This is a genomic window from Luethyella okanaganae, assembly GCF_042660285.1.
GTDB lineage: Bacteria > Actinomycetota > Actinomycetes > Actinomycetales > Microbacteriaceae > Luethyella > Luethyella okanaganae.
The window spans coordinates 251,693-276,927 of record NZ_JBHSTP010000001.1; the positions used below are offsets into that span (position 1 = coordinate 251,693).

Here is a 25,235-nt window from a genome sequence, read left to right on the forward strand (position 1 = left end):
TCGAGCTTGGGAGCCCGAGGTGGATGCGATGCGTACGCTCGCACCCACCACGGGGTCAAGCCGGTTATTCGGGGAGGGGCAGCCAGTCGTCGCCGGCGAGCTCCCACTTGTTCGTGCCGCTCGTGAGCTTGATCGGCCAGCCGGCGGTGTTGCTGTTGTGCGCGTCTCCCGGGCCGAACATGTACGGGGTGCCGACCATCGGGTTCTCGATCGGCGTCATCTCGAGCAGCGCCTTCGCCACGGATTCGCGGGTCACGTCGCCCTCGATGCCGGAGACGATCTCGACGAAATACGTCGCGGCGAGGTATCCGCCCTGGCTGAACGCGGTCAGGGGGATGCCGTTCTTCTCCATCAGCATGCGCCAGTCCTTGGTCTGGGAGCTCGCGGCGTCGGTGAAGGGGTAGAACTCAGCCGGGACGTAGATGCCGGCGCCGGCATCGGAGATAGCCGACGCGTAGTTCTCGCTGTAGACGCTCGTGAGCAGCAGCCAGGTCACATCGTTCCAGCCTTGCGCCTGTGCCGCCTTGAGCTGACCGATCGAGTCCGGTTCCACAGGATTGACGGTCACGGCCTCGCAGCCGGCCCCCTTGGCCGCGACGATGTAGGGAGTGTAGTCCGAAGCTCCGTAGGGCACGGCGTCATCGAGATAGATGAGTTTCTTGCCGGTGACCTCGGTCCACTTGTCGATGGCCGCCTGGTAGGCGGGCAGCGTGCTGCCGGCGATCTCGAGCATTCCGCAGATGTTCTTGAGCCCAAGCACCTCGGAGCCGTAGATCAGTGACAGGGTCATGTCGACGTATGGACCCGTGTTGGCCGGAGAGATGTTCGGGTTGTTGAAGCAGACCGGGTCGACGCCGACGCCGGGAATGGACCTGATCTTCTGCTGCTCGTAGTACTGGCCGTTGATCTCGCATTCGAGGAGGCTCGCGGAACCCACCATGGCCACCGCGTTGTCGCTGCCAACGATCTCGCGGGCAGCCGCAGCCGCCGCAGCCGGGTCACCCTTGTCGTCGAGGATCTTGTAGTCGATCTGACGGCCGTTGACGCCGCCGTTCGCGTTGACCTCGTCGAAGACGGCTTTCGCGGCCTGCGATGCCTCGGGAAAGGCTGCCGCGCCGCTCAGGGCGTTGACGGAGCCCACGACGATGGGGCTCGCGTCTCCATCGCCGGGAGCACCACTCTGGCCGCATCCGCTCAGGACGATGATGCTGGCCGCGGCGACCGCAGTCACTTTCATGATGTGGTTCTTCATGCGCTTCCCTGCCTCTCGGGTTGCACGACGAACACTTCGTCGTGTCACCAGCGCCGTCCGGGTGAACGAGCGATGGCTGATTCGTAGCTCCGACGTTAGGAGCCGACTGCGGGTGCGGTTTGTCTTCGAGTGCGCAGTCGTTGTCTCTGCGGGAACCGTCGATAACGGTCGGGTAAAGACGCGGATGCCGGGCGTCGAGATGCCGGACGCGACGCTGTCGCCCGGCCCCGGCCGAACGCCGACCTCTAGCGATCGTCGACCGCGCGCATCACGAGTTCGGTGTCTGTGAACTGTTCGAAGGCGACGACGCGCCCGTCGGCGAGACGCCAGACGTGGGCGACGCGGGCAGCGAAGTACCTCCCTGTCGCCTTGTAGGTGCCGCTGTACAGGCCGATGCCGATCACGGTGTCGCCGGCATCGAGCACCTCGTCGATCGTGACCGTGTAGTCATCCCACTCGCTCTGAATGCGTGCGAACACGTTGTCGCGCACGGCAGCCGGACCGACGTAGCTTCCTGCATAGGGGAAGCCGGCTGCCTCCGTCCAGTGGATGTCCGGGTCGAACGGTGCGAGCATCCCCTGGAGGTCTCCCCGGTCGGATGCCGCGTAGTGGTCTTTGACGATCTGCACGTTGTTCATGGTTTCTCCTGGGTCGGACGAGGCTGGTTCGGGGTGGGCTCAGACCGGCTGGGCATCGGGGTAGGCGACGGAGCCGATCGGGTAGATGTGGCCGCCGGCGCGTGAGTGCTCGGATTCCCCGGAGCCGTTCAGACCGAGGAAGATCCCCGTCGTGTGCAGGGCGTAGCCGAGGTCGTGCAGCCAGACGCTCGCGACGGCGATGCGGAACTCGCGGAAGCAGAACAGGTAGAGTCCGTGGTCGAACTTCCACACGGTCGAGAGGTCCATGTCTCCGTGGCCGCGCTGCACCCCTTCGAGGCATTGCCAGGCGTAGCGTTGCGAAGAGACGTAGACGTGCTCGTAGAGGTGCTCGGGACTGTAGCGGTAGAGGTTCCGTTTGCCGATGAGGTCGCGCGACGGGCCGGGTTCGTCGCTGCTCGGCGTGCCGGCGTCCGTCACCGCGGACCAGAAGGTCTGGCGCACGCGCGGCGCTCCACCGATGTCTTGGTCACCGATAGCGGAATGCACGACGGTCGCCCGGTGCGTTGTCGTCGAGTACACGATCGTGATCGCCTCCCGCTCGACGCTCTCGAGTGGGAGATTGACGAAGATCACGTCGTCGCGGGCGGCGATGGCGTCGTAGGGGTCTCGGGTTCCCGCTGCGGAGGAGATGGAGCCGTGGGCCTCCCAGACCACGACGTCGGTCTCGAAGACGAGCGCGATCACGGTGCCGTCGTGCAGCGTGAGGGCGAGCCGTGTTCCGCCGAGGTCGATGTTAGGCAGCCGATAGGTGTCGATTCCTGCGGCGAACTCGTCATAGCTGCGCCATTCGTCTTCGGGCGCCTGCGAGATCGTGGAGTCCGTCATCGGTGTTCTTCCTTTCCTGGAACGGGCACTTTCCTGGAACGGGCATCCGTGCCCGACATCTGGGCGACGGCGGCAGTTTGGTCGCGCAGACGCCGAAGAGGGCGACCCTCAGCAGCAGTTCGTCGGACCCGGTCTCCGGGATCGTCTGCTCCTCGACGACGATCTCATCGCGCGTCGGGAACACCGCCTGCCTGCTCGAGGCGGGAACGGACGAGACCACCATGACACGCTCCAGGGATTCCTTCCCACGCAGCAGTGCACGGGGGTACGGTCATCGTCGTCTCACCGTGGCGCGGGTTCAAGGCCTCCTGCGGCTTCGTACGCTCGCTGTCAAACCCTGTTCGCTCGCGAACTAATCGATCGACGCATCGGCAGGCCCATCACGTCGATGGAGGCGCTGCTCAGGCCGCCTTGCTGCGGAGCTCGCTCGGCGCCTGGCCGTAGCTCGCCTTGAACACCCGGCTGAAGTGCGCCGCGTCGACGAATCCCCATCTCGCCGCGATCGCGGCGACCGGCCGGTCGGCGTAGACCGGGTTGAGCAGGTCTCGACGGCATCGTTCCAGGCGGCGACTGCGAATCCAGGTGGATACCGTCGTGCCTTGCGCCTGGAAGATGCCGTGCAGGTGACGCGTCGAGATGAAGTGGGCCGCTGCGATCTGACTCGGCCCCAGATCGGTGGAGGCGAGGTTGGCGTCGATGTAGCCTCGGATGTGCTGCATGAGTGCCTGATGTGGGTTGCCGTTGCCGCGCTCGAGGTCGAGCTCCCTCGAGAACATCGTCGTGACGAGGTCGAGCGCGCTGTGGGTGAGACGGGTGCCCGTGTTGCCGTTGAGTTGTTCGAGGTTGCTGACCAGCTGCGCCAAGAAAGGCACGATCATGCTGCCGATGCCCTCCTTGCCAGACATCGTCACCGCCGTGAGCTGGCCAACGACATCGGCGGGAAGGTCGATCAGGTGCTTGGGGAACATGACGACCATCGTGCGGAACTCGTCGTCGAAGACGAGGGAGTACGGCCGATGCGTGTCGTAGACGGCGAGATCGCCTGGTTGCAGCATGGCCTCGCGATTGTCCTGGATGAGCAGGCCGGTGCCCGCGAGCTGCAGGCTCAGCTTGAAGTAGTGCCGGTCGGCGCGAGCGATGAGCTCCGGCGTCCGCTCGACGACGTGCTCCGTGGCGCTGACCTCCGAGACGTGCACTTCGTCGACGTCGATGGAGCGGATCTTGCCCCAGAACGGATCGGGCCGCTCGCTCGTCACGTGCAGGGGCACGAAGGACTCCGAAACGGCGGTGCGGAATTCGCTGAAGTTTCGGGAGATCGATGTTGAGACGCGGCTGTGGCCGCTGAGCTGTGATGTTTGAATGCTAGGCACTGATTTACCACCTCGGGAACTCAGTCGGGTCGTGACGTCACTGTATACGATGCCGTGGCATGGATCATATTATCAGGCGTTTCGAGCGACGGTTCCGAGGCGATGGCACCTGGCCGGAGCCGTGAATCAGCGGAGTTCGGCCTCGATGGCGGTTGCCGACTGCGTGAGACGCGCGCCGATCATGGCCGCGTCGTTCGCGTTGGCGACGTAGACGACGGCGATCGCGGCAGGCGGCTGGCCGGCGACGAAGAGGGGAACGGCGATCGAGGAGAGGCCGGGAATGACCTCGTCGTGACTGCTTGCGAAGCCGCGGGCGCGCGCCAGATCGGCTTCGGGTCGCGCGGTCTCGCCGTGTCCGAGCTCGGCCCACTGGCGCGCGTCGAGCCGGGATTGGATCGCGATCCCGGGCGCTCCGACGGAGAGCGGATGCCGCGTTCCCGGGCGTTGCGCCACAGTGGCATGAGCCTGGCGCGGCTCTACGCTGAGCAAGGTGACGACCTCGCGGTGGTCGAGCACCGTCAGGAAGGCTGTCATGCCGAGCTCATTCGCCGCAGCCGTGAGTTCGGGTAGCGCCGCGGATTGCAGGTCGCGTGCGACACCGCGGGCCAGCGCGGCCATACGCGGCCCGAGCCGCACGGCGCCAGCCGCATCCCGCAGTACGAGGCCGTGATCCTCCAGCGTGCGCAGGATCCGGTACGCGATGGAACGATGCACGCCGAGCGTCGTGGAGAGCGCCACGATCGTCATCGGGTCGCCGTTCTCGGCGAGGATCTCGAGCACGCGGATGCCGCGCGAGAGCGTCTGCGAGTGGGGACTGGCCCCCTGGCCCGCGCTACTCAGTGCCGTCGACATCTTGGCATTCTCCCATTCATGCTCTACTGTTCATTTATCGAACTATATGTTCGATTATAGAACTATCTGAGCCGAAGACCGGCGTCGTTGCCGTGCGAAGGAACCAACGATGATCGCCACACTCGATCCCAACAGCGGCTTTCGCCCGGAGTCGCAGCTCTACCGTCCGCGTCAGCACTACTTTCGCGGCAGCCTCGGCCGTTTCGCGACCGGCGTCGCGATCGTCACCTTCGACGGCGCGGCGATATCAGAGGGGCCGGGGAAGCGGCACGGGATCACCGTGAACTCCTTCACCTCGGTCTCGATGGATCCACCGCTCGTGCTCGTGAGCATCGCCCGCGCGACTCGTGCCCACGACGAGCTCGCCGATCGACCGTTCACCGTGAACATCCTCGGTGCCGAACAAGAACTGCTCGCCGGCCACTTCGCGGGGGGTCCGAACGTCGAGCCACGCTGGACGGAAGGAGAGATCGCGCCTCGCCTCGCCGGGGTGCTCTCCTGGTTCGAATGCACACCGTGGGCCTCCTACGACGGCGGGGACCACACCCTCTACCTCGGCGAAGTCGTCAATTTCGACTATCGCTCCGGCGATGCCCTCGGCTTCGTCAACGGCCGGTTCACGGCCATTCCCGAGCGCCTGCTCGGGCATGAGGACCTTCTCTGACGATTCAACCGCCCGACCCCGACCCCGACGACACGGCACGACCCCAACGGCAAAGGAGTAAGACACCATGGGCATCCGCACCGGACAGCAGTACCTCGATCGCCTGAACGCGTCCCGCCCGCACATCGTCATCGACGGCGAGATCGTGAGCGAGAACGTCGCAGAGCACCCCGCCTTCGCGAACGTGGCGCATAGCTACGCGAAACTCTTCGACCTGCAGCACGACCCCGAGCACCAGGCGGCGCTCACCTATGTCTCGCCGACGACGGGTGACCTCGTCAACGCCTCTTTCCTCGTGCCGAAGACCCTCGAAGACCTCGAGAAGCGCCGCGCGGCCATCAGAACCTGGGCCGAGTACTCGAACGGATTTCTCGGCCGGTCAGGCGACTACATGAACAGCTCGCTCACAGCGTTGTCGGCGGCGGAGAAATGGTTCTCCCGAGCTGATCCGAAGTACGGTGAGAACATCCGCAGGTACTACGAGCACGCTCGCGAGAACGACCTGCTCGCCACCCACACGCTTATCCCGCCGCAGGTCAACCGCTCCGTCTCGGGCAGCGAGCAGCTCGGCGGCCGACTCTCCGCGCACATCGTCGAGGAGCGCGAGGACGGCATCGTCATCGACGGTGCTCGGATGCTCGCCACCATCGCCCCCATCGCCGACGAGTTGCTCGTCTTCCCCTCGACCGTCCTGCGCGGCACCCCGGAGGATGCGCCGTACTCCTACGCCTTCGCGATCCCGAACGATGCCCCGGGTCTGCGCTACCTATGCCGCACGTCCCTGCACAACGGCGGAAGCACCTTTGACGAGCCGCTCGCCGCACGTTTCGAGGAGATGGACGCCGTCGCGGTCTTCGACAGGGTGTTCGTTCCGAACGAGCGCATCTTCATGCTCGGCCATCCCGAACTCTGCAATGGCTTCTACTCCGAGACCGGCGCCGGGGCGCTCATGACACACCAGGTGGTCACCCGCACGATCGCGAAGAGCGAGTTCTTTCTCGGCCTCGCGAGCGAGATCGCCGACTCGATCGGCATCGACGGGTTCCAGCACATCCAGGAGGACATCGCAGAACTCATCGTCGACGTAGAGATCGGCAAGGCGCTCATGCGCGCCTCCGAGGTCGATGCCGAGCTCAACGAGTTCGGGATGATGCAGCCGAAGTGGTCGACTCTCAATGCCGCTCGCAATTGGTACCCCAAGGTCGCGCAGCGCTTTCCGCAGATCATCCGCAAGTTCTGCGCATCCGGTCTCATGGCGCTTCCGGGAGAGGCTGACCTCGCCAGCGAGGCCCTCGGCGACATCGAGATGTATCTGCAGGGCAAGACGCTCACGGGACCAGAGCGGGTCAGGCTGTTCAAGCTGGCCTACGACGCGTCGATCTCGGGTTTCTCGAGCAGGCAAGCGCTCTACGAATACTTCTTCTTCGGGGACCCGGTGCGCATGGCCGGTGCTCTCGTGAACAGCTACGATCGCAGCGAGGTGCGCGAGCGTGTGCGCGACTTCCTCGCCCGCGAGGACTAGTGTCGCTGTCGCTGGTTTCTACCACCTCGCCGGTCCCACCGATCCGATGACAGGGGATGCGTGCGAACGTGCCCCGTCGCCCGCGCAGAGGGGGAGGCCTTCGCGATGCCGGGAGGCCTCGATCCGGGAGCTGGCCTCCGCTTCGTGCGGACGCCTCCCTTCCGGCGTGGCGAGGGAGCCGTCGTATAGCGTCGATCCAGCGGGAGAGCATGGCCGTCGGCATGGCTCTCATGGCGCTTGGGATGGTGCTGCCGACGACGTTCGCCTGACTTCATCGTCACCGTGTGGCCGACGTCGGATTGACGGCCGGCGCACGCGCCTTGGCGCCTGGCGCGCGAAGTCGGCGCTGCCAGTGCCATCCACGGTGCGGTTGATTATGCTCGGAAGTGGTCGCCCGCGACGGTGAAGGAGCCCCTATGACCGAGTCACGTGAATCAGAAGTGCTGGCAAGCGTTCCCGACAGGCTGTTCATCGGCGGAGCCTGGGTCGCTGGCACCTCCGGGCGCACCATCCGCGTCTCCGATCCTGCGACCGGCACTGTGATCAAGACCATCGCGGACGCCTCCGTCGCGGACGGCGCCGCAGCCCTCGACGCCGCGGTGGCCGCGCAGGAGTCGTGGGCTGCGACGGCGCCACGCGTTCGTGGTGAGATTCTGCGCCGTGCTTTCGATCTGTTGCAGGAGCGGAGGGAGGACTTCGCGTTGCTGATGACGCTCGAGATGGGCAAGCCGTTGATGGAGGCTCGTGGTGAGGTCGCGTACGGTGGTGAGTTCCTGCGCTGGTTCGGTGAGGAGGCCGTGCGCATCAGCGGCCGTTACGGCACCAATCCGGAGGGCACTGGGCGGATGATTGTGTCGCAGCATCCGGTCGGGCCGTGCTTCCTCATCACGCCGTGGAATTTTCCGCTCGCGATGGCGACGCGGAAGGTTGCCCCGGCGTTGGCTGCGGGTTGCACCGTCGTGGTCAAGCCCGCCGAGCTCACCCCGTTGACGACGTTGTTCTTCGCGCAACTGTTGGAGGACGTTGGACTCCCCGCCGGTGTCGTCAATGTCGTCACGACGTCGACGTCGGCGGCGGTGTCTGGGCCTATCATCGCCGACCCTCGTCTGCGCAAGCTCTCCTTCACGGGTTCGACGGGGGTCGGTCGACGCCTCATCGAGCAGTCGGCTGCGAGCGTTCTGAGGGTGTCGATGGAGCTTGGCGGCAACGCCCCCTTCGTCGTGTTCGAGGACGCCGAGCTGGACAAGGCCGTCGAGGGCGCGCTGCTTGCGAAGTTCCGTAATGTCGGCCAGGCCTGCACGGCCGCGAATCGCTTCATCGTGCACGAGTCCATCGCCACCGAGTTCGCCCGCCGGGTGACCGAGCGGGTGAAAGGTTACGCGGTCGGCCGTGGCACCGAGGACGGCGTAACGATCGGACCGCTTATCAACGGTGCCGCCGTCGACAAGGCTGCTGAGCTGGTGCAGGACGCGATCGCGCGCGGCGCCGCCGTCACCACGGGCGGCAAGAAGATCGAGGGCGCGGGGAGCTTCTTCGAGCCGACAGTGCTCACCGGGGTGAGGCCAGGCAGTGACATCCTGCGCGAAGAGATCTTCGGTCCTGTGCTCAGCATCGTCACCTTCGCCGACGAGGATGACGCGGTGCGCATTGCCAACGACACCGAGTACGGGCTCGTGAGCTATGTCTTCACGCAGGACCTCGCTCGCGGGCAGCGCATGATCGAGCGCCTGCAGACGGGCATGATGGGGCTCAACATCGGCGTCGTGTCGAACGCCGCCGCCCCGTTCGGCGGAGTGAAGCAGTCCGGCGTCGGACGTGAGGGTGGCTTCGAGGGCATCCACGAGTACCTCTCCACCAAGTACACGCTCACCCCCGATCCCTTCGCCTGAACCGCGGAGCGAGCCACGGTTGCGGCGACGGAAAGCTCGACCGGCCGCCGCTGGACCGATGAGCGTGCCTAAGCTGGAGGCATGAGCAGAGAAGCCGTCATCGTCGACGTGGTGCGCACCCCGAGCGGGCGCGGCAAGCCGGGCGGGCTGCTCTCAGGCGTGCATCCGGTGGACCTGCTCGCCGGAGTGCTGACCGCTGTCGTCGGGCGGAACGGACTCGATCCTGTGCTGATCGACGACGTCATCGGCGGATGCGTCAGCCAGATCGGCGAGCAGAGCTACAACACGGTGCGTAGCGCCGTACTCGCCGCCGGTTTTCCGCACAGCGTGCCAGGCACCACGATCGACAGGCAATGCGGTTCGAGCCAGCAGGCGGCGGCGTTCGCGGCCCAGGGCGTGCTCGCCGGCGCGTACGACATCGTCGTCGCGTGCGGCGTCGAGTCGATGAGCCGGGTCCCGCTCGGGTCGTCTATCGCCGGGCAGAACCCCTACGGTGAACGGCTCGCGACCCGCTATCCCGACGGACTCGTCGGCCAGGGCGTCTCCGCGGAACTCATCGCCGCTCGCAATGGGTTCACTCGTGAGGAGCTCGACGCGTTCTCGGCCGAGTCCCACGAGCGGGCGGCATCCGCGGTCCGGCGTGGTGCCTTCGACCGGGAGATCGTCGCAGTCGAGGGGGTCGACTCCCTCGTCGACGAGACCGTGCGAGCCGGCACGACGCCCGAACGCCTCGCAGGGCTAGCGCCGTCGTTCCGCACAGATCGACTCGCAGCGCGTTTTCCCGAGATCGGCTGGCTGATCACGCCGGGCAACTCCTCACCGCTGACGGATGCCGCCTCCGCCGCGCTCATCATGAGCTCCGAGCGGGCAGCGAGTCTCGGGCTCGCACCGCGTGCCCGGTTCCACAGCTTCGCCGTGGCCGGCAGCGATCCGTTGCTCATGCTCACCGGCGTGCTGCCGGTGACTCGTGCCGTGCTCGACCGCTCGGGGCTGCGTCTCGCCGACATCGACGCCTATGAGGTCAACGAGGCCTTCGCTCCCGTCCCGCTGCTGTGGCGACGCGAGTTCGACGCCGATCCTGCCCGTCTCAATCCGCTCGGGGGAGCCATCGCGCTCGGGCACGCCCTCGGTTCCTCGGGCACGCGTCTTCTCGCCACCCTCGTCAACCACCTCGAGGCGACCGGGGGGCGCTACGGCCTGCAAACCATGTGCGAGGGCGGCGGCATGGCCAACGCGACCATCATCGAGAGGATCTGAGCCGTGCGACTCGACTCCGCGCAGCCCCGTTGCTCCGCACTCGTCACTGGCGGGGCGTCTGGTCTTGGCCGCGCCACCGCCGAGGCGCTCCATGCGGCGGGCGTGCACGTCGTGATCGTCGACCTGCCCGGCTCGGCGGGGGTGTCCGCGGCGGAGGCCATCGGGGAGCGCGCCGTGTTCGTGCCGGCCGATGTCACAGACGGGGTCCAGGTCCGCGGCGCCGTCGACACGGCGAGCGCGCTCGCTCCGTTGCGCATAGCCGTCAACTGCGCAGGCATCGCCGCGGGGGCACGCGCCGTCGGCCGCGACGGACCGTTGCCGCTCGAGGACTTCGAACGCGTCATCCGGGTCAACCTCGTTGGAACGTTCAACGTGATCCGTCTTGCGGCGGCGGCCATGCAGGCGACCGAACCGGTCGGTACGGCGAAGAAGGAGACCCTCGAGCGCGGCGTGATCGTCAACACGGCATCGGTCGCGGCGTTCGACGGGCAGATCGGTCAGGCTGCCTACGCGGCGTCGAAGGGCGGAGTCGCGGCGATGACGCTGCCGCTGGCCCGCGAGTTCGCGAAGACGCTCATCCGGGTCATGACGGTCGCTCCGGGCATCTTCGAGACGCCCATGGTGGCGGGCATGCCCGACGAGGTGCGCGCCTCGCTCGGCGCCCAGGTTCCGCATCCCTCGCGTCTCGGACGGCCGGCCGAGTATGCGGCCCTCGTGCTCCACATCGTTGAGAACCCGATGTTGAACGGCGAGGTCATCCGGCTCGACGGCGCGATCCGGATGCAGCCGAACTAATCCCCTTCCCCTACTCGCTCTGGTGCGCCTCGAGGAACTCGTAGACCTCGGAATCGTCGACACCGGGGAAGGTACCGGACGGCAACGGCGAGAGCACATGGGAGTGCAGGCGGGCGCTCGGCCAGGCCTGTCCGGCCCAGCGGGTGGCGAGTTCCGACGGCGCGCGGCGGCAACAGGACTCGTCGGGGCAGCGCGACTCCGCCCGGTTCGTCGTCTCGCGCCCGCGGAACCACTTCGCCTGGGCGAACGGCACGCCGACGCTGATCGAGAATTCGCCGGCATCCGTCGAACCGGTCTGCGTCGCGCACCAGTAAGTGCCTGCCGGTGTGTCGGTGTACTGGTAGAACTCCGTCGTACGGTTCGTGTGCGTGAAGGCGTTGCGCGCGCTCCACTGCTTGCACACGTACTGGCCCTCGATCGAGCCCGTCACATCGGTCGGCAGCGGCAGATCGTCGTTCTCGTATCCCTTCTGCAGGGCGCCGTCGCCGTTGACACGCAGGAAATGCAGCGTCATGTCGAGGTGGGAGGTGCCGAGATTGGTGAACCGCAGTGCGGCCGCCTCGTGCGTGACACCGAAGGCATCGCGGAAGTCCTCGATCGCGAGCCGCTTCTCCTTCTTGGCGGTCGACAGAAAGGAGACGGATGCCTCGCGCGGCATGAGACAGCACGCCGCGTAGTAGTTGATCTCGAGCCGCTGCCAGAGGAACTCCGCATAGCTCGCGGGACGTTGGTGGCCGAGCAGGCGATGCGCCATGGCCTGCAGCGCCATCGAGCGCAGTCCGTGACCGCCGGGGATCGACGCAGGCGGCAGATAGATACGACCGTTGGCGAGGTCGGTCACGGAGCGGGTGGAATGCGGCAAGTCGTTCACATAGATGAGATCGAAGCCGAGCTGTTCCGCCATGATGCTCACCTCGCGGTGGGTGAGCGCACCTGAGGTATGGCCGGAGGCACGGACGCGTTCCTCGGCAAGAGCCTCGATGTCGGGCATGTAGTTGTTGCGTTCGCGCATCCGTTCGCGCAGCTCGGTGTTGGCGCGGCGGGCCTCCTCCGGCGTCGCAATGGCTTCGGATGCCCGGCGCGCGAGTTCGCGGTGCAGACCGACGAGCGACTCGAGCGACTCCGTCGGCATGCCCCGCGTCGGCTTCAGGACCGGCAGGCCCAGAGCCGCGTACAGTGGGCTTCTCTGGGCGCGGGCCAGCTCGATCTCGAGGGCGGACCGGAGGTTCGGTGCTTGGCCGGAGAGCAACTCGACGAGTTCGACCTCGAGCGCCGCCGCGAGCGCCTGAAGGGTGCCGACACGGGCCTCGCGTCTGCCGTTCTCGATGAGGGAGAGCTGGCTGCCCGCGATTCCGGCCCGTTCGCCGAGTTGGTCGAGGGTCAGGCCGCGCTCGCTGCGGAAGTGCCTGATTCGATGCCCGAGTGTCTCCAGATCGGAGCCGCGTTGGTTCATGGCTTAAGAATAGCGAAAGAAATGCGATTCTTAACGTCGTAACCACGGGTACTTGCCTCGAAATGTGGCGCATTCTGGATTCATAGAGTATAAGTTTCACGTTTATAACGTGGTGGAACGGAAAGGCGAGGAGATGACCATTTCAGAGATCTCAGTCGGCACGGCGTCGTCGGCGCAGGCCCGCGCGCAGAAGCGGACCATCGGAACCACGGACCCTGGGCTGCTCGCCTGGGTGAAGGAGATCGCCGAGATCACGCAGCCGGCCGATATCGTCTGGTGCGACGGTTCGATCTCAGAGACGGACCAGCTCACCAAGCAACTCGTCTCCGAGGGCAAGCTCATCCGCCTCAACCCGGAATGGCGTCCCAACAGCTACCTCGCGCGCACCGATCCTGAGGACGTCGCGCGCGTCGAGGACCGCACCTTCATCTGCTCCGCCTACGAGGAGGACGCGGGTCCGACCAACAACTGGCGCGATCCCAAGCACATGCGCGAAGAACTGCGCGGTGTGTTCTCGGGCAGCATGCGTGGACGCACGATGTACGTTGTGCCGTTCTCGATGGGCCCGCTCGGCGGCCCCATCTCTCAGCTCGGCGTCGAGATCACCGACTCGCCATATGTCGTGCTCAGCATGGGCATCATGACGCGCATGGGCGATCGGGTGTACCGCATGATCGAGGACGGTGACGCCTGGGTGCGCACCGTCCACAGCCTCGGCTACCCGCTCGTCGACTCCGACGGCTTTTCACGCGAAGACGTGGAGTGGCCGTGCAGCGGGACCAAGTACATCGTCCAGTTCCCCGACACCCGCGAGGTGTGGTCGTACGGCTCCGGTTACGGTGGCAATGCGCTGCTGGCCAAGAAGTGCTTCGCGTTGCGCATCGCCTCCGTCATGGCTCGCGACGAAGGCTGGATGGCCGAGCATATGCTGCTCATCAAGGTCACCTCGCCAGAGGGCAAGGCATACCAGGTCGCCGCCGCGTTCCCCTCGGCCTGCGGAAAGACGAACCTCTCGATGCTGCGTCCGACCATCCCCGGCTGGAAGGTCGAGACGATCGGCGACGACATCGCCTGGCTCCGTCCCGGTCAGGACGGCCGGCTGTATGCCATCAATCCGGAGGCCGGCTTCTTCGGAGTAGCCCCCGGCACAGGCATCGAGACCAACAAGACGGCCGTCGACACTCTGTGGGGCAACACGATCTTCACGAATGTCGCGCTTCGTGACGACGGCGACGTGTGGTGGGAGGGTCTCACCGAGACGCCGCCCGCTCACCTGATCGACTGGCAGGGCAATGACTGGACTCCCGCCTCCGGCCGCCCGGCCGCCCATCCCAACTCACGCTTCACGGTCTCCGCTGCACAGTGCCCGACGATCGCCGACGATTGGGAGGATGTCGCCGGAGTGCCGATCGACGCGATCCTGTTCGGCGGGCGTCGTGCCACGAACGTCCCGCTCGTCGCCCAGGCGCGCAGTTGGAAACACGGGGTCTTCATGGGAGCCACGATCTCCTCGGAGAAGACGGCCGCCGCCGAGGGAACCGTCGGCGAGCTGCGCCGCGACCCCTTCGCGATGCTTCCCTTCTGCGGTTACAACATGGCCGACTACTGGGCGCACTGGGTCAAGATGGGCAAGCTCCTCGGCTCGAACGCACCGGAGGTCTTCCAGGTCAACTGGTTCCGCAAGGACGAGGACGGCAGCTTCCTCTGGCCGGGCTTCGGAGACAACTCGCGGGTGATCGAATGGATCGTCCGTCGCATCGAGGGCGAGGTGCAGGGTGTCGACTCGCCGATCGGGGTGCTGCCGGCCGAAGGTGAGCTCAACCTCGACGGCCTCGATGTGACTCCGGATGCCATCGAGCGCCTGTTCCACGTCGACAAGGAGTCCTGGCTGGCCGAGTGCGACCTCACTGAGGACTACTTCGATCAGTTCAACGGCAAGGTACCGGCTGCGCTTCTCGCGGAGCTCGCGAGTCTGCGCTACCACCTCAAGCAGTAGAGCCGTTCGCCGTTCCATCGAGGTGCCTGATTTTTCGGGGGCGAGAAGTCGCCGCCCCTGGGATCGGACATCGCGGCGGGGAGAGACGCGCGGGAAAAGGCTAGACCAGCAACTGGTGCTTGGCGAGGTCGCGGTAGAGCGGCGTGGATGAGACGAGCTCCGAGTGGGTTCCGACGCCGATGACCTGGCCGTGGTCGAGCACGACGATCTGGTGGGAGTCGACCACGGTCGACAGTCGGTGAGCGATCACGATGAGTGTGCGATTCTCGGCGACGGCGTCGATCGCGGCGCGCATCTTCTGCTCGTTGACGCCGTCGAGGCTCGAGGTCGACTCGTCGAGCAGCAGGATGGGCGGTGCCGCGAGCAGCGCCCGTGCGATCGCCATCCGTTGCCGCTCGCCGCCGGAGAGCATGACGCCGTCCTCGCCGACGGGGGCGTCGAGACCGGCTGGGTCGCGGTCGAGTACCTCGGAGAGGTTCACAGCGTGCAGCACGTCGACGCACTCCTCGTCGGATGCGTCCGGGCTCGCGAGCTTCAGGTTGTCGCGCAGCGAACCGGCGAGCACGGGTGCATCCTGCTCGACATAGCCGATCTGCGAGCGCAGTGCCGTGCGCTCAAGGGTGCGGATGTCGAGACCGCCCAGCCGCACCTCGCCGAGGCTCGGGTCGTAGAAACGCTCGATGAGCGCGAGAATCGTGCTCTTGCCGGCGCCGGACGGGCCGACGAGGGCTGTGCGCTGTCCGCGCGGGGCCGAGAACGACACTCCCCGCAGCACTGGCCGACGCTCGGTGGGGTTCGGCTCCGGTTCGTGCTCGCCGGCACCGTCGTCGGCGGGATCCGCCTCGTCGGACGGGGCAAGGGCATAGGCGAAGTGCACATCGTCGAACTCGAGCGCCGGGGCATCCGGGTTGACAAGCTCGTTCGCTGCGCCCACAGTCATCGCGAGAGGGGCGATCTCTCGGTCGTACTGATCCTCGACGGGCAGATCGATGATCTCCTGGATGCGGCCGAGTGCGCCGAGTGCGGCGTTCACGGAGGTGACGGCGCCGAACGCCTGTCCGAGCGGCAGGATCATCATGAAGAGGAACAGGATGAACGCAACGAGGTTCGCCACCGTAATGGCACCACTGGCGACCCGGAACCCGCCGACACCGAGCACGACGAGAAACGAGACCTGCATGGCGATGCCCGCGACGGGAACGACGAGGGCGGAGATCTTCGCGACCCTCACCCCCATGTGCCAGGCGCCTTTGGCATCCTCGTCGACGGCGGCGATCTCTCTCTCGGTGGCGTTCGAGGCGCGTACCGTGCGCACGGAGCTGATCGCGCGCTCGACGCTCGCGGCCAGATCGCCGACTCTGGTCTGCGCCTTCTGGGTTGCGACCCGGATGCGGGCTGAGAGCAGGGTGACGGTCACGACCGACACCGCGATGACGAGCAGGGTGAGTCCGAGCAGGATGGGATCGATCACGAGCATCGCGATGAGTGCCCCGACGAAGGTGAGTGCGCCGCCGACGGCTTCCACGAGTCCCTGAGTGAGCACGGCGCGCAGGAGAGTGGTGTCGGAGCCGACGCGCGAGACGAGGTCACCCGTGCGGCGGGTGTCGAACTCCGAGATCGGCAGGCGCAGCATCTGCCCGATGAGGCGGCGACGACTCGACAGCACGACACCTTCGCCGGTGCGCTGCAGGAGATAGTGCTGGTAGCCGCTGATGACCGCCGAGACCACGACGAGTCCGACGAGCAGCCAGACGAGCGGCCCGAGGGTATCGCCGGCTTGCACGACGTTGATGACCTGGCTGACCAGGAGCGGCTGGGCGAGGTTCGTCGCCGCGCCGATCACGCTCAAGACGGTGACGACGATCATCACGGCCTTGTGCTCGAAGATGTAGGGCAGCAGCTGCCGGAACGTCGCACGAGGGCCGACCTCTTGCTCTGGCCGACGTCCGAACCGACGACGAGTATGGGTTTCGTTGCTCATGCGTGCCTTTCGATGTGGTTCCGGCCGAAAGCCGAGGTCAACCCTAATCGAGCGGGCTGAGTCTGGCATCCGCCGTGTGGCCGGCCGCCGGATCGTCTCGTGGTACCGGGTCAGGCGCGACCGTATTTCTTGTGCACTGCCTGCTTGCTCACCTCGAGCGCGAGTGCGATGAGCCGCCAGGATGCTCCCGCGGCTCGGGCGCGGCGCACCGCTATGGCTTCGACGCGGTCGATCTCGCGGCGCATCGAGCGGATCGCGCGTAGCGCCTGGATGGGGTCCTGGGCGTCTGCGCCGGCGACGAGGGTGCGGAGCGTGGCTGATACCATGCGTCAACCGTAATTGACATGTGGGTTGGTGTCAACTCATATTGACGACTGCTGTGAGCGTGTGGCTGTATCGCGCCGGCTCGCATGGGCTCTTCATCCTCCTCGAGACTGCGTGAATCGTCGAAAAGAGCCCCGTATACGACGATTCACGCAGTCTCGAGGGGGTGACGACGGGGCGGAGGGGTGATGGCTAGGCTGAACACATGGAAACTGTCTTCAACGTGCTGCACGTCGTCTCAGCCGTCTTCATCGTCGGTCCGATGGCCGTTCTGCCGCAGACGGCATTGCGTGCCCTGCGCGCCGACCACAGGGAGCAGGTGGCGACGCTCGCGAAATCCACGAACATCTTCAGTCTGCTCTCTCTGCTCGTCGTGGTGCTCGGATTTGGGGTTATGGGGATGGCGGATGAGAAGTACGGGCTCTCGTTCACGACCCCGTGGATCCTCTGGTCGGTCATCCTCTACGTGATAGCGCTCGGACTCAACCTGTTCTTCGTGGTCCCGGCTCTGAACAAGGCCGCCGCTGAATCGCACGGTGCTGACGGCTCCGTGGCCGCCGGAGGTAGGCCGAGCGGCTATGGCGCGATCGCGGCCGGCAGTGGCATCGTCTCGCTGCTCTTGGTGGTCGTAGTCGTGCTCATGGTCTGGAAGCCCTAGGCGCGTAGCCGGGCGAGGACACGGGCGGTCGCGATCGCGGCCTCCGCGGCCTCAGCGCCCTTGTCCTCCCTCGAGCCCGACAGACCTGCTCGATCGAGTCCCTGTTGTTCGTCGTCGAGGGTGAGCACACCGAAGCCGACGGGCTTGCCTGTGTCGAGCGCGACGCGCGTCAGCCCGTCCGTCGCCGCCGCCGAGACATACTCGAAGTGAGGGGTGCCGCCCCGAATGATCACGCCAAGGGCCACCACGGCATCGGCACCCGCCTCGAGTGCCGCCTTGCTCGCGACGGGCAGTTCGAAGCTGCCGGGAACGCGCATGAGACGGTACGACGCTCCGGATGCCTCCAGCGCGCGTTTCGCTCCGGCGATGAGGCCCTCCGTGATGGTGTCGTGCCACTGGCCGGCGACGATCACCACCTCGAGTCCCGTGCCGTCGATGTCGATCGTGGGTGAGCCTGTTCCGCTCATGAGGCGTGTCCTTTCAAGAGTTCGTCGGCGGCATTCGCCAACTGGCCGTTGTCGATCGCGTGTCCCATGCGGTCACGCTTGGTCTCGAGATAGGACTCGTTGAGCGCCCCGACTCCGACGACGAGCGGCACGCGCTCGCTCACGGAGACGCCGCGCTCCTCGAGCTGACGCACCTTCTCGGGGTTGTTCGTCAGCAGACGCACCGAGGAGATGCCCATGTCTTCGAGGATCGCAACGGCCGCGCCGTAGTCACGTGCGTCGGCGGGCAGGCCCAGGGCGAGGTTGGCGTCGAGCGTGTCGAGTCCGTCTTCCTGCAGACGGTAGGCGCGGAGCTTGTTGATGAGGCCGATCCCGCGTCCCTCGTGACCGCGCAGGTAGATGACGACCCCTCCGTCGCGCTGGATCGTGTCGAGCGCCGCATTCAATTGGGGACCGCACTCGCACTTGAGCGACCCGAAGGCCTCACCCGTGAGGCACTCGGAGTGCACGCGCACGAGTGTTCCTTCGGACGAAGGCGTGCCAGAGACGATGGCGACGTGGTCGGCGCCCGTCGTACGGTCGCGGTAGGCGCGCACCCGGAACGGTCCGTGCGAGGTCGGAACCGTCGTCTCCACCTCGAAGGTGACGCGCGAGGTCTCGAGGATCGGGCTCACGGTCGGCAGCTCCTCGTCGCAGTGCCACTCCTGCAGCCAATCGATGATCGCGGCGACGGTCGTGACGGGCAGGTTCTCTCGTGCGCCGAGCTCGATGAGGCCCGGCAGGCGCATCATCTCGCCGTCGTCCGAGACGATCTCGCCGATGACCGCGACGGGTGCCAGCCCGGCGAGCTTCATGAGGTCGACGGCCGCCTCGGTGTGACCCCCACGTTCCCGGACCCCGCCATCGACGGCACGCAGCGGCAGCACATGACCCGGGCGGATGAGGCTCGCCGGGGTCGAGCTGGGGTTGGAGAGCACGCGCAGGGTGTGCGCACGGTCGGCTGCGCTGATGCCCGTGCTCATGCGGTCGGCCGCATCGACCGTGATCGTATACGCGGTGCCGCGTGCGTCCTGGTTGTCGGAGGTCATGAGCGGCAGTTCGAGTCGGTCGGCGATCTCGTTCGGCATGGGTGCGCAGAGGAAGCCGCTTGTGTTGCGCACCATCCACGCCGTCCATTCCTGGCTCGCGAGCTCAGCGGCCATGATGGCGTCTCCCTCGTTCTCGCGGCCCTCGTCGTCGGCGACGATGACGGGTTTGCCGGCGCGGAGGGCGTCGAGCACCTCGGGGATCGTGGCGAGGCTCATGAGCGGCTCCTTGTCGGGAACGAAGGCGGGATCGATGCCGCAGGAAGGTCGGGCGCGGAGACCGATGAGGGGATGCTGCGATGGGTTGCGAGCGACAGCAGCCGCTCGACATGACGAGCAAGGATGTCGGTCTCGATGTTGACCAGATCGCCAACGACCCGCTCGCCGAGGGTCGTCGCGGTAAGGGTCTCGGGAATGAGCGACACCTCGAACCAGTCGCCGTTCGGATCGCCGCCGACGGCGCTGACCGTCAGGGACACGCCGTCGATCGCGATCGAGCCCTTGTCGACGACGAGGGGGGCGTGCGCGAGGGAGAGGCTGAACCGCACGATGCGCCAGGCGCTGCCCTCTGCGACGGCGAGCACCTCGCTCGTGCCGTCGACGTGCCCCTGAACGATGTGCCCGCCGAGTCGGTCGCCCACCTGCGCGGCGCGTTCGAGGTTCACCACGGTTCCGACGGAGGCCCGGTCGAGGGTGCTCATCGCGAGCGTCTGGGCCATGACGTCTGCAGTGAAGCTCTCGGGCGTGCTGTCGACGACAGTGAGGCAGACGCCGCTCACCGAGATCGAGTCACCGTGGCGGACGTCGGCGGCGACGATGGGTCCGCGCACGGTCAGTCGGGCGGCGTCGCCGTTCTGCTCGATGTGCTCGATTCGGCCGAGTTCTTCGATGATTCCGGTGAACATGGTCAGTTTCCTTCCGTGAATGCGTCGATCGGCCCGGTCGGATCGCCGGTCGAGTTCGTTGCGTCGTCGACCGGCGGGTGCAGGAGGGGAGTAGCGACGACGAGCAGGTCGGCCCCGAGGCGTTCGACGGCACGGATCTCCAGTCGTAGCGCGCTCTCCATCGAGGCGATGCCGAGATCCGTGAGTGCGAGCCGCGGCCCCCCGAGCAGCACGGGCGCGAGGTAGACGAGCAGTTCATCGACGAGGCCGGCGGCGATGAAAGCGCTCGCCAAGGTCGGCCCGCCCTCGACGAAGAGCGAACGCGCGCCGAGGCCGTGTAGTTCGCGCAGTGCCGTGCGTAACTCGGCGCCGTCGAAGAACATCGGCTCGCGCGGGTGGCGGCGGATCGTGGCATCCGCTGGTATCGGCCGTCGCCCGAACACGACGGGAATGGGCTGTTCCTGCAGCAAGGCGCCGTGCTCGTCGCGTGCGGTGAGCGAGGGATCGTCGGCCAGCACCGTTCCGGTGCCAACGGCGATCGCATCGGCGGCGGCCCGGCGCCGATGGACGTCGGCGCGCGCCTCGGGTCCCGTGATCCATCGGCTCGAACCGTCGGCAGCGGCAGCGCGGCCATCGAGACTCGAAGCCCACTTGACCGTCACGACGGGACGGCGGAGCCGTGCGGCGATGAGCCAATCGCCGAGCAACTCCTCGACCTCGGTGGCGAGCACGCCGTCCCTCACGGCGATGCCCGCCGAACGCAGCCGCTCGGCCCCGCCTGACGACCGCTCGCCCGGGTCGCTCGCAGCATAGACGACGCGCGCGACACCCGCCTCGACGAGCGCCACAGAGCACGGTCCGGTGCGTCCGGTGTGGTTGCATGGTTCGAGGGTCACGACGGCGGTGGTGCCAGCGGCCCGACCCGGTGCAAGGCGGGAGAGGGCGTCCACCTCTGCGTGCGCGGTGCCAGCGCCCCGGTGCCAGCCCTCGGCAATGACCGTTCCCTCGGCGTCGAGGATCACACAGCCGACGCGCGGATTGACACCTCGCGCCGGACCGTTCGCGGCGAGTTCGATCGCGCGGCGCATGGCGCGCTCGACCAATGCCTCGTCCCGTCCCGTTGCGTAACCCATGATCCCGTCCTCGTTGCTGGCAACGAACTCCGGGAGGTCGCGAGCGTGCTCGGAACCCGTCGCACGGCGAGATCCGTGCGACGCGTGCATCCTCCCATCCGGACTTTCACCGTCGGTGCCGGAATTCCACCGGCTCAACCGTGTCCTATGCATCGTGTGGATGTGTCGGACAGGGCTCGCGGACTATCACCGCCGGTTCGGACTCTCACCGACCCCGGAGCACGTTTCTTCTGTCTGATTCTAGGTCAACGCCATGACGCCGAGGATATTCCGCTACCCGATGAGACCGCGGCCGTGCTCTCGCCTGAGCTCCTCTGAATCTGCGAGGAAATATATCCTGCGCGCTCGAAGCCGCCTGAGTTATGCACAAGGAGGCCGGGCGCCGAGTTTGCCCACCGGCTGAAACTCCCGTCGTCGGGGACGATCCCCGGTGCGGGGTTCCGAGCCAGTAGCCGATGTCCGTGCGCTGCAGGCGGATGCCGATCACGCCGAGCAGCGGGCCTTCGTCCGTTGCGCGCAGCGCCCACGTCGCCTCGCGCCCGGTCGACCAGCCGTTCGGCACATATTCGGACAGGAAGCCCTCGGCGTGATCCCGCGTATACGGCCACGGCGTGGTCATGAAGCGTTCGAAGAGCGGGTCTCGGCAGTACTCGGCGACGCGATCGATGTCGGCCACCACCGGCTGGTCGAGCACGAGACGATCGGAACGAAGCACGACGGGTTCCACGTCAACGCACCTTACGCAGGAAGCCGATTCGTTCGTACACCGTTGCGAGCGTCTGCTCCGCGATCTCGCTGGCGCGGTCTGCGTTGATCGCCAGGAGGCGGTCGAGCTCTGCTGGGTCGTCGAGCAGTTCGAGCGTGCGTGCCCGCACCGGTTCGAACTCGTCGACGACGACGGTTGCGAGATCCTTCTTGAAGTCGCCGTAGCCCCGGCCCGCGTACTCGTTCTCGAGCGTCTCGATCGACCGTCCTGAGAGGACGGAGAAGATCGTGAGCAGGTTCGAGACACCGGGTTTCGACTCGCGATCGAAGCGCACGACGCCATCGTTGTCGGTCACGGCACGCATGATCTTCTTCGCGGTCACGCCGGGCTCGTCGAGCAGCCAGACGACGCCTGCCGTGGAATCCGTCGACTTCGACATCTTCGAGCCGGGGCTCTGCAGATCGTAGATACGGGCGGTCTCCTTCTGGATCACCGGCCGGGGCAGAACGAAAGTGTCGCCGAACCGCGAGTTGAACCGCATGGCGAGGTCACGGGTCAGCTCCACATGCTGCTTCTGGTCGTCGCCGACAGGCACGACATCCGCTTTGTAGAGCAGGATGTCGGCGGCCATGAGCACCGGGTAGGCGAGCAGTCCGACGGAGGTCGCGTCCGCTCCCTGCTTCTGCGATTTGTCCTTGAACTGGGTCATGCGACCGGCCTCGCCGAAGCCGGTGATGGTGTTGAGCACCCACGCGAGCTCGGCATGCGCCGGGACATGCGATTGCACGTAGAGTGTCGAGCTCGCGGGGTCGATGCCGGCGGCGATGTACTGCGCGGCCGTTCGGCGAGTCTTCTCGCGCAGCTCGGTCGGGTCTTGCGGCACGGTGATCGCGTGCATGTCGACGACCGAGAACAGGGCGTCGTGCGAGGACTGCAGTTTCTTCCACTGCAGGATGGCACCGATGTAGTTGCCGGCGTGCAGCGAGTCGGCAGACGGCTGCATGCCGGAGTACAGGCGAGGGAGGAAGGTCATAGAAGGTCTTTCGGAGAGTCTCAGCCCGAACGTGACGGAGAGCGAGGGTCAGAGGGCGTAGTCGACGACCACGGGAGCGTGGTCCGACCATCGCTCGTCGTAGGAAGCCGCGCGATCCACCGAGTACCCGACCACCCTCGCCGCGAGTGCGGGCGTCGTGAGGTGGTAGTCGATCCGCCATCCGGTGTCGTTGTCGAAAGCCTGGCCGCGCTGAGACCACCAGGTGTACGGCCCCTCGATCTCACCGGCCCAGCGGCGACCGACGTCGATCCAGCCGAGACCGGCGCCGTTGTTGTACTCCGGCTCGCCCTCCGCGCCGAGGAACCTGTCGAAGTAGGCGCGCTCCTCGGGGAGGAACCCCGCGCGTTTGACGTTGCCCCGCCAGTTCTTGATGTCGAGCTTGCGATGGCCGACGTTGAGGTCGCCGAGCACGACGGCGAGCTCGGAATGGTCGGCCAGCTGCGGGAGGCGCTCGACCATCGCGTCGAGGAACTTGTACTTCTCGACCTGTTTGGGAGTGTCTGCCTCGCCGGAGTTCACATAGGTGCTCACGACCGTCACGATCTTGCCATTGACGTCGAAGTCGGCCTCGAGCCAGCGGCCCGCGCTGTCGAAGTCGACCGCGCCGAGTTCGACCCGGTGGATCGTCGCCTTGTCACGGCTGGCGAGGGCGACCCCCGCGCGACCCTTGGCGGTGGCGGGGTCGTGCAGCACACTCCATTCTGGGCCGAGCAGACCCACGACGTCGTCGGTCTCGGCGCGCACCTCCTGGATAGCGAGAACGTCGACGTCGCGAGCGGTGAGCCAGTCGCCCATGCCCTTGCGATAGGCGGCGCGGATGCCGTTGGCGTTGACGGACGCGATGCGGAGCGGCTTGGAGGCGGAAGGCATAGACCGATTCTAGGTCGAGGCGCCGTCATTCAGCTCGGTGAGTCTCTCCCGGGCCTTGCGGAGCCGCCGGGACGCGACGAACCGGTTGTACCAGCGTGCGTCGTCGTATTCTGTCTGGGCCTCGCGCAGCCCGACCTCCGCGGCTATCTGCAAAGCCTTCCGTTCCTCCGTGCGCCTCTCGGCGGCCAGCTGCTTCGGAGTCACTCGCCGCAGCGACTCGCCTCGGTCACCGGCCGACACCGCTATCCAGGCCGCGGCGACGAGCGTGACGATGCCGGTCAGCCGGAACCACAGCAGGAGGCCGATGAAGACCGCGAAGGTGGCGAGGAGCGGGTTCTTCGATGCACTGCCGATGAGGGTGCTGCCGAGCACCTGCAGCACGCCGAGAGCGAGCCCGCCGAAGAGCGAGCCTCCCCAGATGCGCCGCCATTCGACGGCCGCGCCAGAGAGGAATCGGAACATCGCCGCGAGAGCGCCGGTGTTGATCACGAGGACGAGGAGCAGTCCGCTGGCGCTGACGGCGATGTTGAACCCGAGCGTGTCGTCGCTTATGTCGAGCAGTCCGAAGATCCAGTCGAGCGCCGCCGTGCTCGCGACGCTCAGCGCGGCCGAGACGAGCAGGATCGCACCGAAGGCGATCGCGGCGAGAAGGTCTCGCGTCTTCAGCAGCACATAGGCCCTGGTGTCCTTCTCGAGTCCGAAGATGCTGCGCACGGAGATGCGCGAATAATCGATCCATCCGATCGCCGTCCAGACCAGGCCAGCCAGGGCGAAGACGCCCGTCCAGCCGAGCACGGTCGCGCTCGTCGCCGTGAGCGCCTGTATCTCGTCGGTGCCGACGGCTCCGTCTGGACCGATCAGGCTCGGAACATAGGTGTTGATGAGCTGGACGAGCGCGTCGAGCGTGTCTGGATGGCTCACGAGCCAGATCCCGGTGACGGAGAATCCGACGTAGACGGCCGCGAAGATCGCGAAGATCGCCTGGTAGCTCATGCCTGCGGCGAGTAGGAATCCGTTGCTGGCGAGGAAATGGCGCCATACGCGTACCGGGAACAGCGCGAGCGTTCTGCGGGTCAGCTCCGTGACGCGCTGCACCGGCTGGCCGAAGTGTTCCCGGAGCGGTTCGCCGAGCACGTCCAGGGACTTCCGCGCGGCGTCCTCAGGCACGGCCGCCGCCGATCGGCTGTCGCCTCGTTCGGCAGGACGACCGCGACCCGGCCGTGACCGACCGTCGTCGTCTTCGCGACGTGTCTCGCTGCCGGAAACCACGATGCAAGCCTAAAGCACGTCTACGGAGGCCATGCGGATCGACGAGGCCCGCGAGATCGCATCGCGAATGAGTTGAGAAGTCGCTCCGTTACCGTATCGTAACCTGACCTACCGTCGCGGATCAGGAGACATACCCGGCATTCCGGGGGAAACCGAACTATTGGCCCCCTTTCTGGTGAGATGTCGAGGGTTCCTCGCACGCGATGTGTCTGCGACAATCCAGCTAACCCGTACCCGACGGGTTTGAAAAGCCTGGCATTTCCCGATGCCAAAACCCGAAGGCTGATGAGT

Annotated in this window: 24 protein-coding genes and 1 riboswitch; of the genes, 7 read left to right on the plus strand and 17 right to left on the minus strand. The window is 66.5% G+C overall.

Annotated elements, in window-relative coordinates:
• Positions 1-64 precede the first annotated feature (64 nt).
• From ACFQB0_RS01155 to ACFQB0_RS01180, 6 genes are all read right to left on the minus strand, one after another.
• Positions 65-1,237 carry an ABC transporter substrate-binding protein gene (locus ACFQB0_RS01155; RefSeq protein WP_386726517.1) on the minus strand — a complete coding sequence of 391 codons (1,173 nt, stop codon included), beginning with the start codon at positions 1,235-1,237 and terminating at the stop codon, positions 65-67.
• Positions 1,238-1,497: 260 nt separating this feature from the next.
• Positions 1,498-1,890: a nuclear transport factor 2 family protein gene (locus tag ACFQB0_RS01160; RefSeq protein ID WP_386726519.1), complete on the minus strand. Its 393-nt coding sequence runs from the start codon at positions 1,888-1,890 to the stop codon at positions 1,498-1,500.
• A gap of 39 nt (positions 1,891-1,929) precedes the next feature.
• Positions 1,930-2,736 (minus strand): MoaF C-terminal domain-containing protein, encoded by an 807-nt coding sequence (locus ACFQB0_RS01165; protein ID WP_386726522.1) that lies wholly within the window; start codon positions 2,734-2,736, stop codon positions 1,930-1,932.
• On the minus strand, positions 2,684-2,959 hold the full coding sequence (locus ACFQB0_RS01170; protein WP_386726524.1) for a hypothetical protein: 276 nt from the start codon (positions 2,957-2,959) through the stop codon (positions 2,684-2,686). Before ACFQB0_RS01170 ends, ACFQB0_RS01165 begins: the two co-directional genes overlap by 53 nt.
• A gap of 178 nt (positions 2,960-3,137) precedes the next feature.
• Positions 3,138-4,097 carry an AraC-like ligand-binding domain-containing protein gene (locus ACFQB0_RS01175; RefSeq protein ID WP_386729581.1) on the minus strand — a complete coding sequence of 320 codons (960 nt, stop codon included), beginning with the start codon at positions 4,095-4,097 and terminating at the stop codon, positions 3,138-3,140.
• Positions 4,098-4,232: 135 nt separating this feature from the next.
• Positions 4,233-4,958 carry an IclR family transcriptional regulator gene (locus tag ACFQB0_RS01180; protein ID WP_386726526.1) on the minus strand — a complete coding sequence of 242 codons (726 nt, stop codon included), beginning with the start codon at positions 4,956-4,958 and terminating at the stop codon, positions 4,233-4,235.
• A gap of 109 nt (positions 4,959-5,067) precedes the next feature.
• On the opposite strand from ACFQB0_RS01180, the gene ACFQB0_RS01185 reads away from it, so the two are divergent.
• The 5 genes from ACFQB0_RS01185 (at position 5,068) to ACFQB0_RS01205 (ending at position 11,085) form a co-directional block, all read left to right on the plus strand.
• A complete protein-coding gene (locus tag ACFQB0_RS01185; RefSeq protein ID WP_386726529.1) occupies positions 5,068-5,622 on the plus strand; it encodes a flavin reductase family protein in 555 nt (184 codons plus the stop codon).
• A gap of 67 nt (positions 5,623-5,689) precedes the next feature.
• Positions 5,690-7,144: a 4-hydroxyphenylacetate 3-monooxygenase, oxygenase component gene (hpaB, locus tag ACFQB0_RS01190; protein ID WP_386726532.1), complete on the plus strand. Its 1,455-nt coding sequence runs from the start codon at positions 5,690-5,692 to the stop codon at positions 7,142-7,144.
• A gap of 416 nt (positions 7,145-7,560) precedes the next feature.
• The gene (locus ACFQB0_RS01195) at positions 7,561-9,033 is read left to right on the plus strand and encodes an NAD-dependent succinate-semialdehyde dehydrogenase (RefSeq protein ID WP_386726533.1); all 1,473 of its coding nucleotides are present in this window, start codon (positions 7,561-7,563) and stop codon (positions 9,031-9,033) included.
• A gap of 81 nt (positions 9,034-9,114) precedes the next feature.
• Positions 9,115-10,290 carry a thiolase family protein gene (locus ACFQB0_RS01200; protein WP_386726536.1) on the plus strand — a complete coding sequence of 392 codons (1,176 nt, stop codon included), beginning with the start codon at positions 9,115-9,117 and terminating at the stop codon, positions 10,288-10,290.
• A gap of 3 nt (positions 10,291-10,293) precedes the next feature.
• Positions 10,294-11,085, plus strand: a complete 792-nt coding sequence (locus ACFQB0_RS01205; protein WP_386726538.1) for a 3-hydroxyacyl-CoA dehydrogenase — start codon at positions 10,294-10,296, stop codon at positions 11,083-11,085.
• Between the two features lie 10 nt (positions 11,086-11,095).
• On the opposite strand, the gene ACFQB0_RS01210 is transcribed toward ACFQB0_RS01205, so the two are convergent.
• Complete coding sequence (locus tag ACFQB0_RS01210) at positions 11,096-12,538, minus strand: helix-turn-helix domain-containing protein (RefSeq protein ID WP_386726541.1); 1,443 nt, start codon at positions 12,536-12,538, stop codon at positions 11,096-11,098.
• A 133-nt stretch (positions 12,539-12,671) separates the two neighbouring features.
• Between ACFQB0_RS01210 and ACFQB0_RS01215 the strand changes: the two genes are divergently transcribed.
• The gene (locus ACFQB0_RS01215; RefSeq protein ID WP_386726543.1) at positions 12,672-14,534 is read left to right on the plus strand and encodes a phosphoenolpyruvate carboxykinase (GTP); all 1,863 of its coding nucleotides are present in this window, start codon (positions 12,672-12,674) and stop codon (positions 14,532-14,534) included.
• A 100-nt stretch (positions 14,535-14,634) separates the two neighbouring features.
• Here the strand turns inward: ACFQB0_RS01215 and ACFQB0_RS01220 are convergent, their stop codons facing one another.
• Positions 14,635-16,515: an ABC transporter ATP-binding protein gene (locus tag ACFQB0_RS01220; RefSeq protein ID WP_386726546.1), complete on the minus strand. Its 1,881-nt coding sequence runs from the start codon at positions 16,513-16,515 to the stop codon at positions 14,635-14,637.
• A 110-nt stretch (positions 16,516-16,625) separates the two neighbouring features.
• Positions 16,626-16,841, minus strand: coding sequence for a hypothetical protein (locus ACFQB0_RS01225; protein ID WP_386726548.1), 216 nt, complete (start codon positions 16,839-16,841; stop codon positions 16,626-16,628).
• A 203-nt stretch (positions 16,842-17,044) separates the two neighbouring features.
• Here ACFQB0_RS01225 and ACFQB0_RS01230 point away from each other — a divergent pair, with 203 nt between their 5' ends.
• Complete coding sequence (locus tag ACFQB0_RS01230; RefSeq protein WP_386726551.1) at positions 17,045-17,497, plus strand: DUF2269 family protein; 453 nt, start codon at positions 17,045-17,047, stop codon at positions 17,495-17,497.
• Here ACFQB0_RS01230 and ribH read toward each other — a convergent pair.
• The 8 genes from ribH to ACFQB0_RS01270 all read right to left on the minus strand — a co-directional run bounded on the left by ribH (position 17,494) and on the right by ACFQB0_RS01270 (position 24,944).
• Positions 17,494-17,964 carry a 6,7-dimethyl-8-ribityllumazine synthase gene (gene ribH, locus ACFQB0_RS01235; RefSeq protein WP_386726553.1) on the minus strand — a complete coding sequence of 157 codons (471 nt, stop codon included), beginning with the start codon at positions 17,962-17,964 and terminating at the stop codon, positions 17,494-17,496. The two genes, ACFQB0_RS01230 and ribH, sit on opposite strands and share 4 nt — an antisense overlap.
• Positions 17,961-19,247 (minus strand): GTP cyclohydrolase II, encoded by a 1,287-nt coding sequence (ribA, locus tag ACFQB0_RS01240; RefSeq protein WP_386726556.1) that lies wholly within the window; start codon positions 19,245-19,247, stop codon positions 17,961-17,963. The genes ribH and ribA overlap by 4 nt, the downstream gene beginning before the upstream one ends.
• Positions 19,244-19,933 (minus strand): riboflavin synthase, encoded by a 690-nt coding sequence (locus tag ACFQB0_RS01245; protein ID WP_386726559.1) that lies wholly within the window; start codon positions 19,931-19,933, stop codon positions 19,244-19,246. The genes ribA and ACFQB0_RS01245 overlap by 4 nt, the downstream gene beginning before the upstream one ends.
• A 2-nt stretch (positions 19,934-19,935) precedes the next feature.
• Positions 19,936-21,045 carry a bifunctional diaminohydroxyphosphoribosylaminopyrimidine deaminase/5-amino-6-(5-phosphoribosylamino)uracil reductase RibD gene (gene ribD, locus ACFQB0_RS01250; RefSeq protein WP_386726561.1) on the minus strand — a complete coding sequence of 370 codons (1,110 nt, stop codon included), beginning with the start codon at positions 21,043-21,045 and terminating at the stop codon, positions 19,936-19,938.
• A gap of 81 nt (positions 21,046-21,126) precedes the next feature.
• A riboswitch (FMN riboswitch) is annotated at positions 21,127-21,271 on the minus strand.
• A complete protein-coding gene (locus ACFQB0_RS01255) occupies positions 21,251-21,772 on the minus strand; it encodes a GNAT family N-acetyltransferase (RefSeq protein ID WP_386726564.1) in 522 nt (173 codons plus the stop codon). It overlaps the preceding riboswitch by 21 nt.
• 1 nt (position 21,773) lies before the next feature.
• A complete protein-coding gene (gene trpS / locus ACFQB0_RS01260) occupies positions 21,774-22,784 on the minus strand; it encodes a tryptophan--tRNA ligase (protein WP_386726567.1) in 1,011 nt (336 codons plus the stop codon).
• Between the two features lie 48 nt (positions 22,785-22,832).
• On the minus strand, positions 22,833-23,675 hold the full coding sequence (locus tag ACFQB0_RS01265; protein WP_386726570.1) for an exodeoxyribonuclease III: 843 nt from the start codon (positions 23,673-23,675) through the stop codon (positions 22,833-22,835).
• 9 nt (positions 23,676-23,684) lie between these two features.
• Positions 23,685-24,944, minus strand: a complete 1,260-nt coding sequence (locus ACFQB0_RS01270) for a YihY/virulence factor BrkB family protein (RefSeq protein ID WP_386726572.1) — start codon at positions 24,942-24,944, stop codon at positions 23,685-23,687.
• Positions 24,945-25,235 lie beyond the last annotated feature (291 nt).

Bases quoted from the DNA above. Each gene is read 5' to 3' on its own strand.
- ACFQB0_RS01265 (WP_386726570.1), bottom strand. From the start codon at position 23,675: ATGCCTTCCGCCTCCAAGCCGCTCCGCATCGCGTCCGTCAACGCCAAC.
- ACFQB0_RS01170 (WP_386726524.1), bottom strand. From the start codon at position 2,959: ATGGTGGTCTCGTCCGTTCCCGCCTCGAGCAGGCAGGCGGTGTTCCCG.
- ACFQB0_RS01245 (WP_386726559.1), bottom strand. From the start codon at position 19,933: ATGTTCACCGGAATCATCGAAGAACTCGGCCGAATCGAGCACATCGAG.
- ribA (WP_386726556.1), bottom strand. From the start codon at position 19,247: ATGAGCCTCGCCACGATCCCCGAGGTGCTCGACGCCCTCCGCGCCGGC.
- ACFQB0_RS01230 (WP_386726551.1), top strand. From the start codon at position 17,045: ATGGAAACTGTCTTCAACGTGCTGCACGTCGTCTCAGCCGTCTTCATC.
- ACFQB0_RS01160 (WP_386726519.1), bottom strand. From the start codon at position 1,890: ATGAACAACGTGCAGATCGTCAAAGACCACTACGCGGCATCCGACCGG.
- ACFQB0_RS01200 (WP_386726536.1), top strand. From the start codon at position 9,115: ATGAGCAGAGAAGCCGTCATCGTCGACGTGGTGCGCACCCCGAGCGGG.
- ribD (WP_386726561.1), bottom strand. From the start codon at position 21,045: ATGGGTTACGCAACGGGACGGGACGAGGCATTGGTCGAGCGCGCCATG.
- ribH (WP_386726553.1), bottom strand. From the start codon at position 17,964: ATGAGCGGAACAGGCTCACCCACGATCGACATCGACGGCACGGGACTC.
- ACFQB0_RS01225 (WP_386726548.1), bottom strand. From the start codon at position 16,841: ATGGTATCAGCCACGCTCCGCACCCTCGTCGCCGGCGCAGACGCCCAG.
- ACFQB0_RS01220 (WP_386726546.1), bottom strand. From the start codon at position 16,515: ATGAGCAACGAAACCCATACTCGTCGTCGGTTCGGACGTCGGCCAGAG.
- ACFQB0_RS01210 (WP_386726541.1), bottom strand. From the start codon at position 12,538: ATGAACCAACGCGGCTCCGATCTGGAGACACTCGGGCATCGAATCAGG.
- ACFQB0_RS01215 (WP_386726543.1), top strand. From the start codon at position 12,672: ATGACCATTTCAGAGATCTCAGTCGGCACGGCGTCGTCGGCGCAGGCC.
- ACFQB0_RS01155 (WP_386726517.1), bottom strand. From the start codon at position 1,237: ATGAAAGTGACTGCGGTCGCCGCGGCCAGCATCATCGTCCTGAGCGGA.
- hpaB (WP_386726532.1), top strand. From the start codon at position 5,690: ATGGGCATCCGCACCGGACAGCAGTACCTCGATCGCCTGAACGCGTCC.
- ACFQB0_RS01185 (WP_386726529.1), top strand. From the start codon at position 5,068: ATGATCGCCACACTCGATCCCAACAGCGGCTTTCGCCCGGAGTCGCAG.
- ACFQB0_RS01195 (WP_386726533.1), top strand. From the start codon at position 7,561: ATGACCGAGTCACGTGAATCAGAAGTGCTGGCAAGCGTTCCCGACAGG.
- ACFQB0_RS01180 (WP_386726526.1), bottom strand. From the start codon at position 4,958: ATGTCGACGGCACTGAGTAGCGCGGGCCAGGGGGCCAGTCCCCACTCG.
- ACFQB0_RS01165 (WP_386726522.1), bottom strand. From the start codon at position 2,736: ATGACGGACTCCACGATCTCGCAGGCGCCCGAAGACGAATGGCGCAGC.
- trpS (WP_386726567.1), bottom strand. From the start codon at position 22,784: ATGACCTTCCTCCCTCGCCTGTACTCCGGCATGCAGCCGTCTGCCGAC.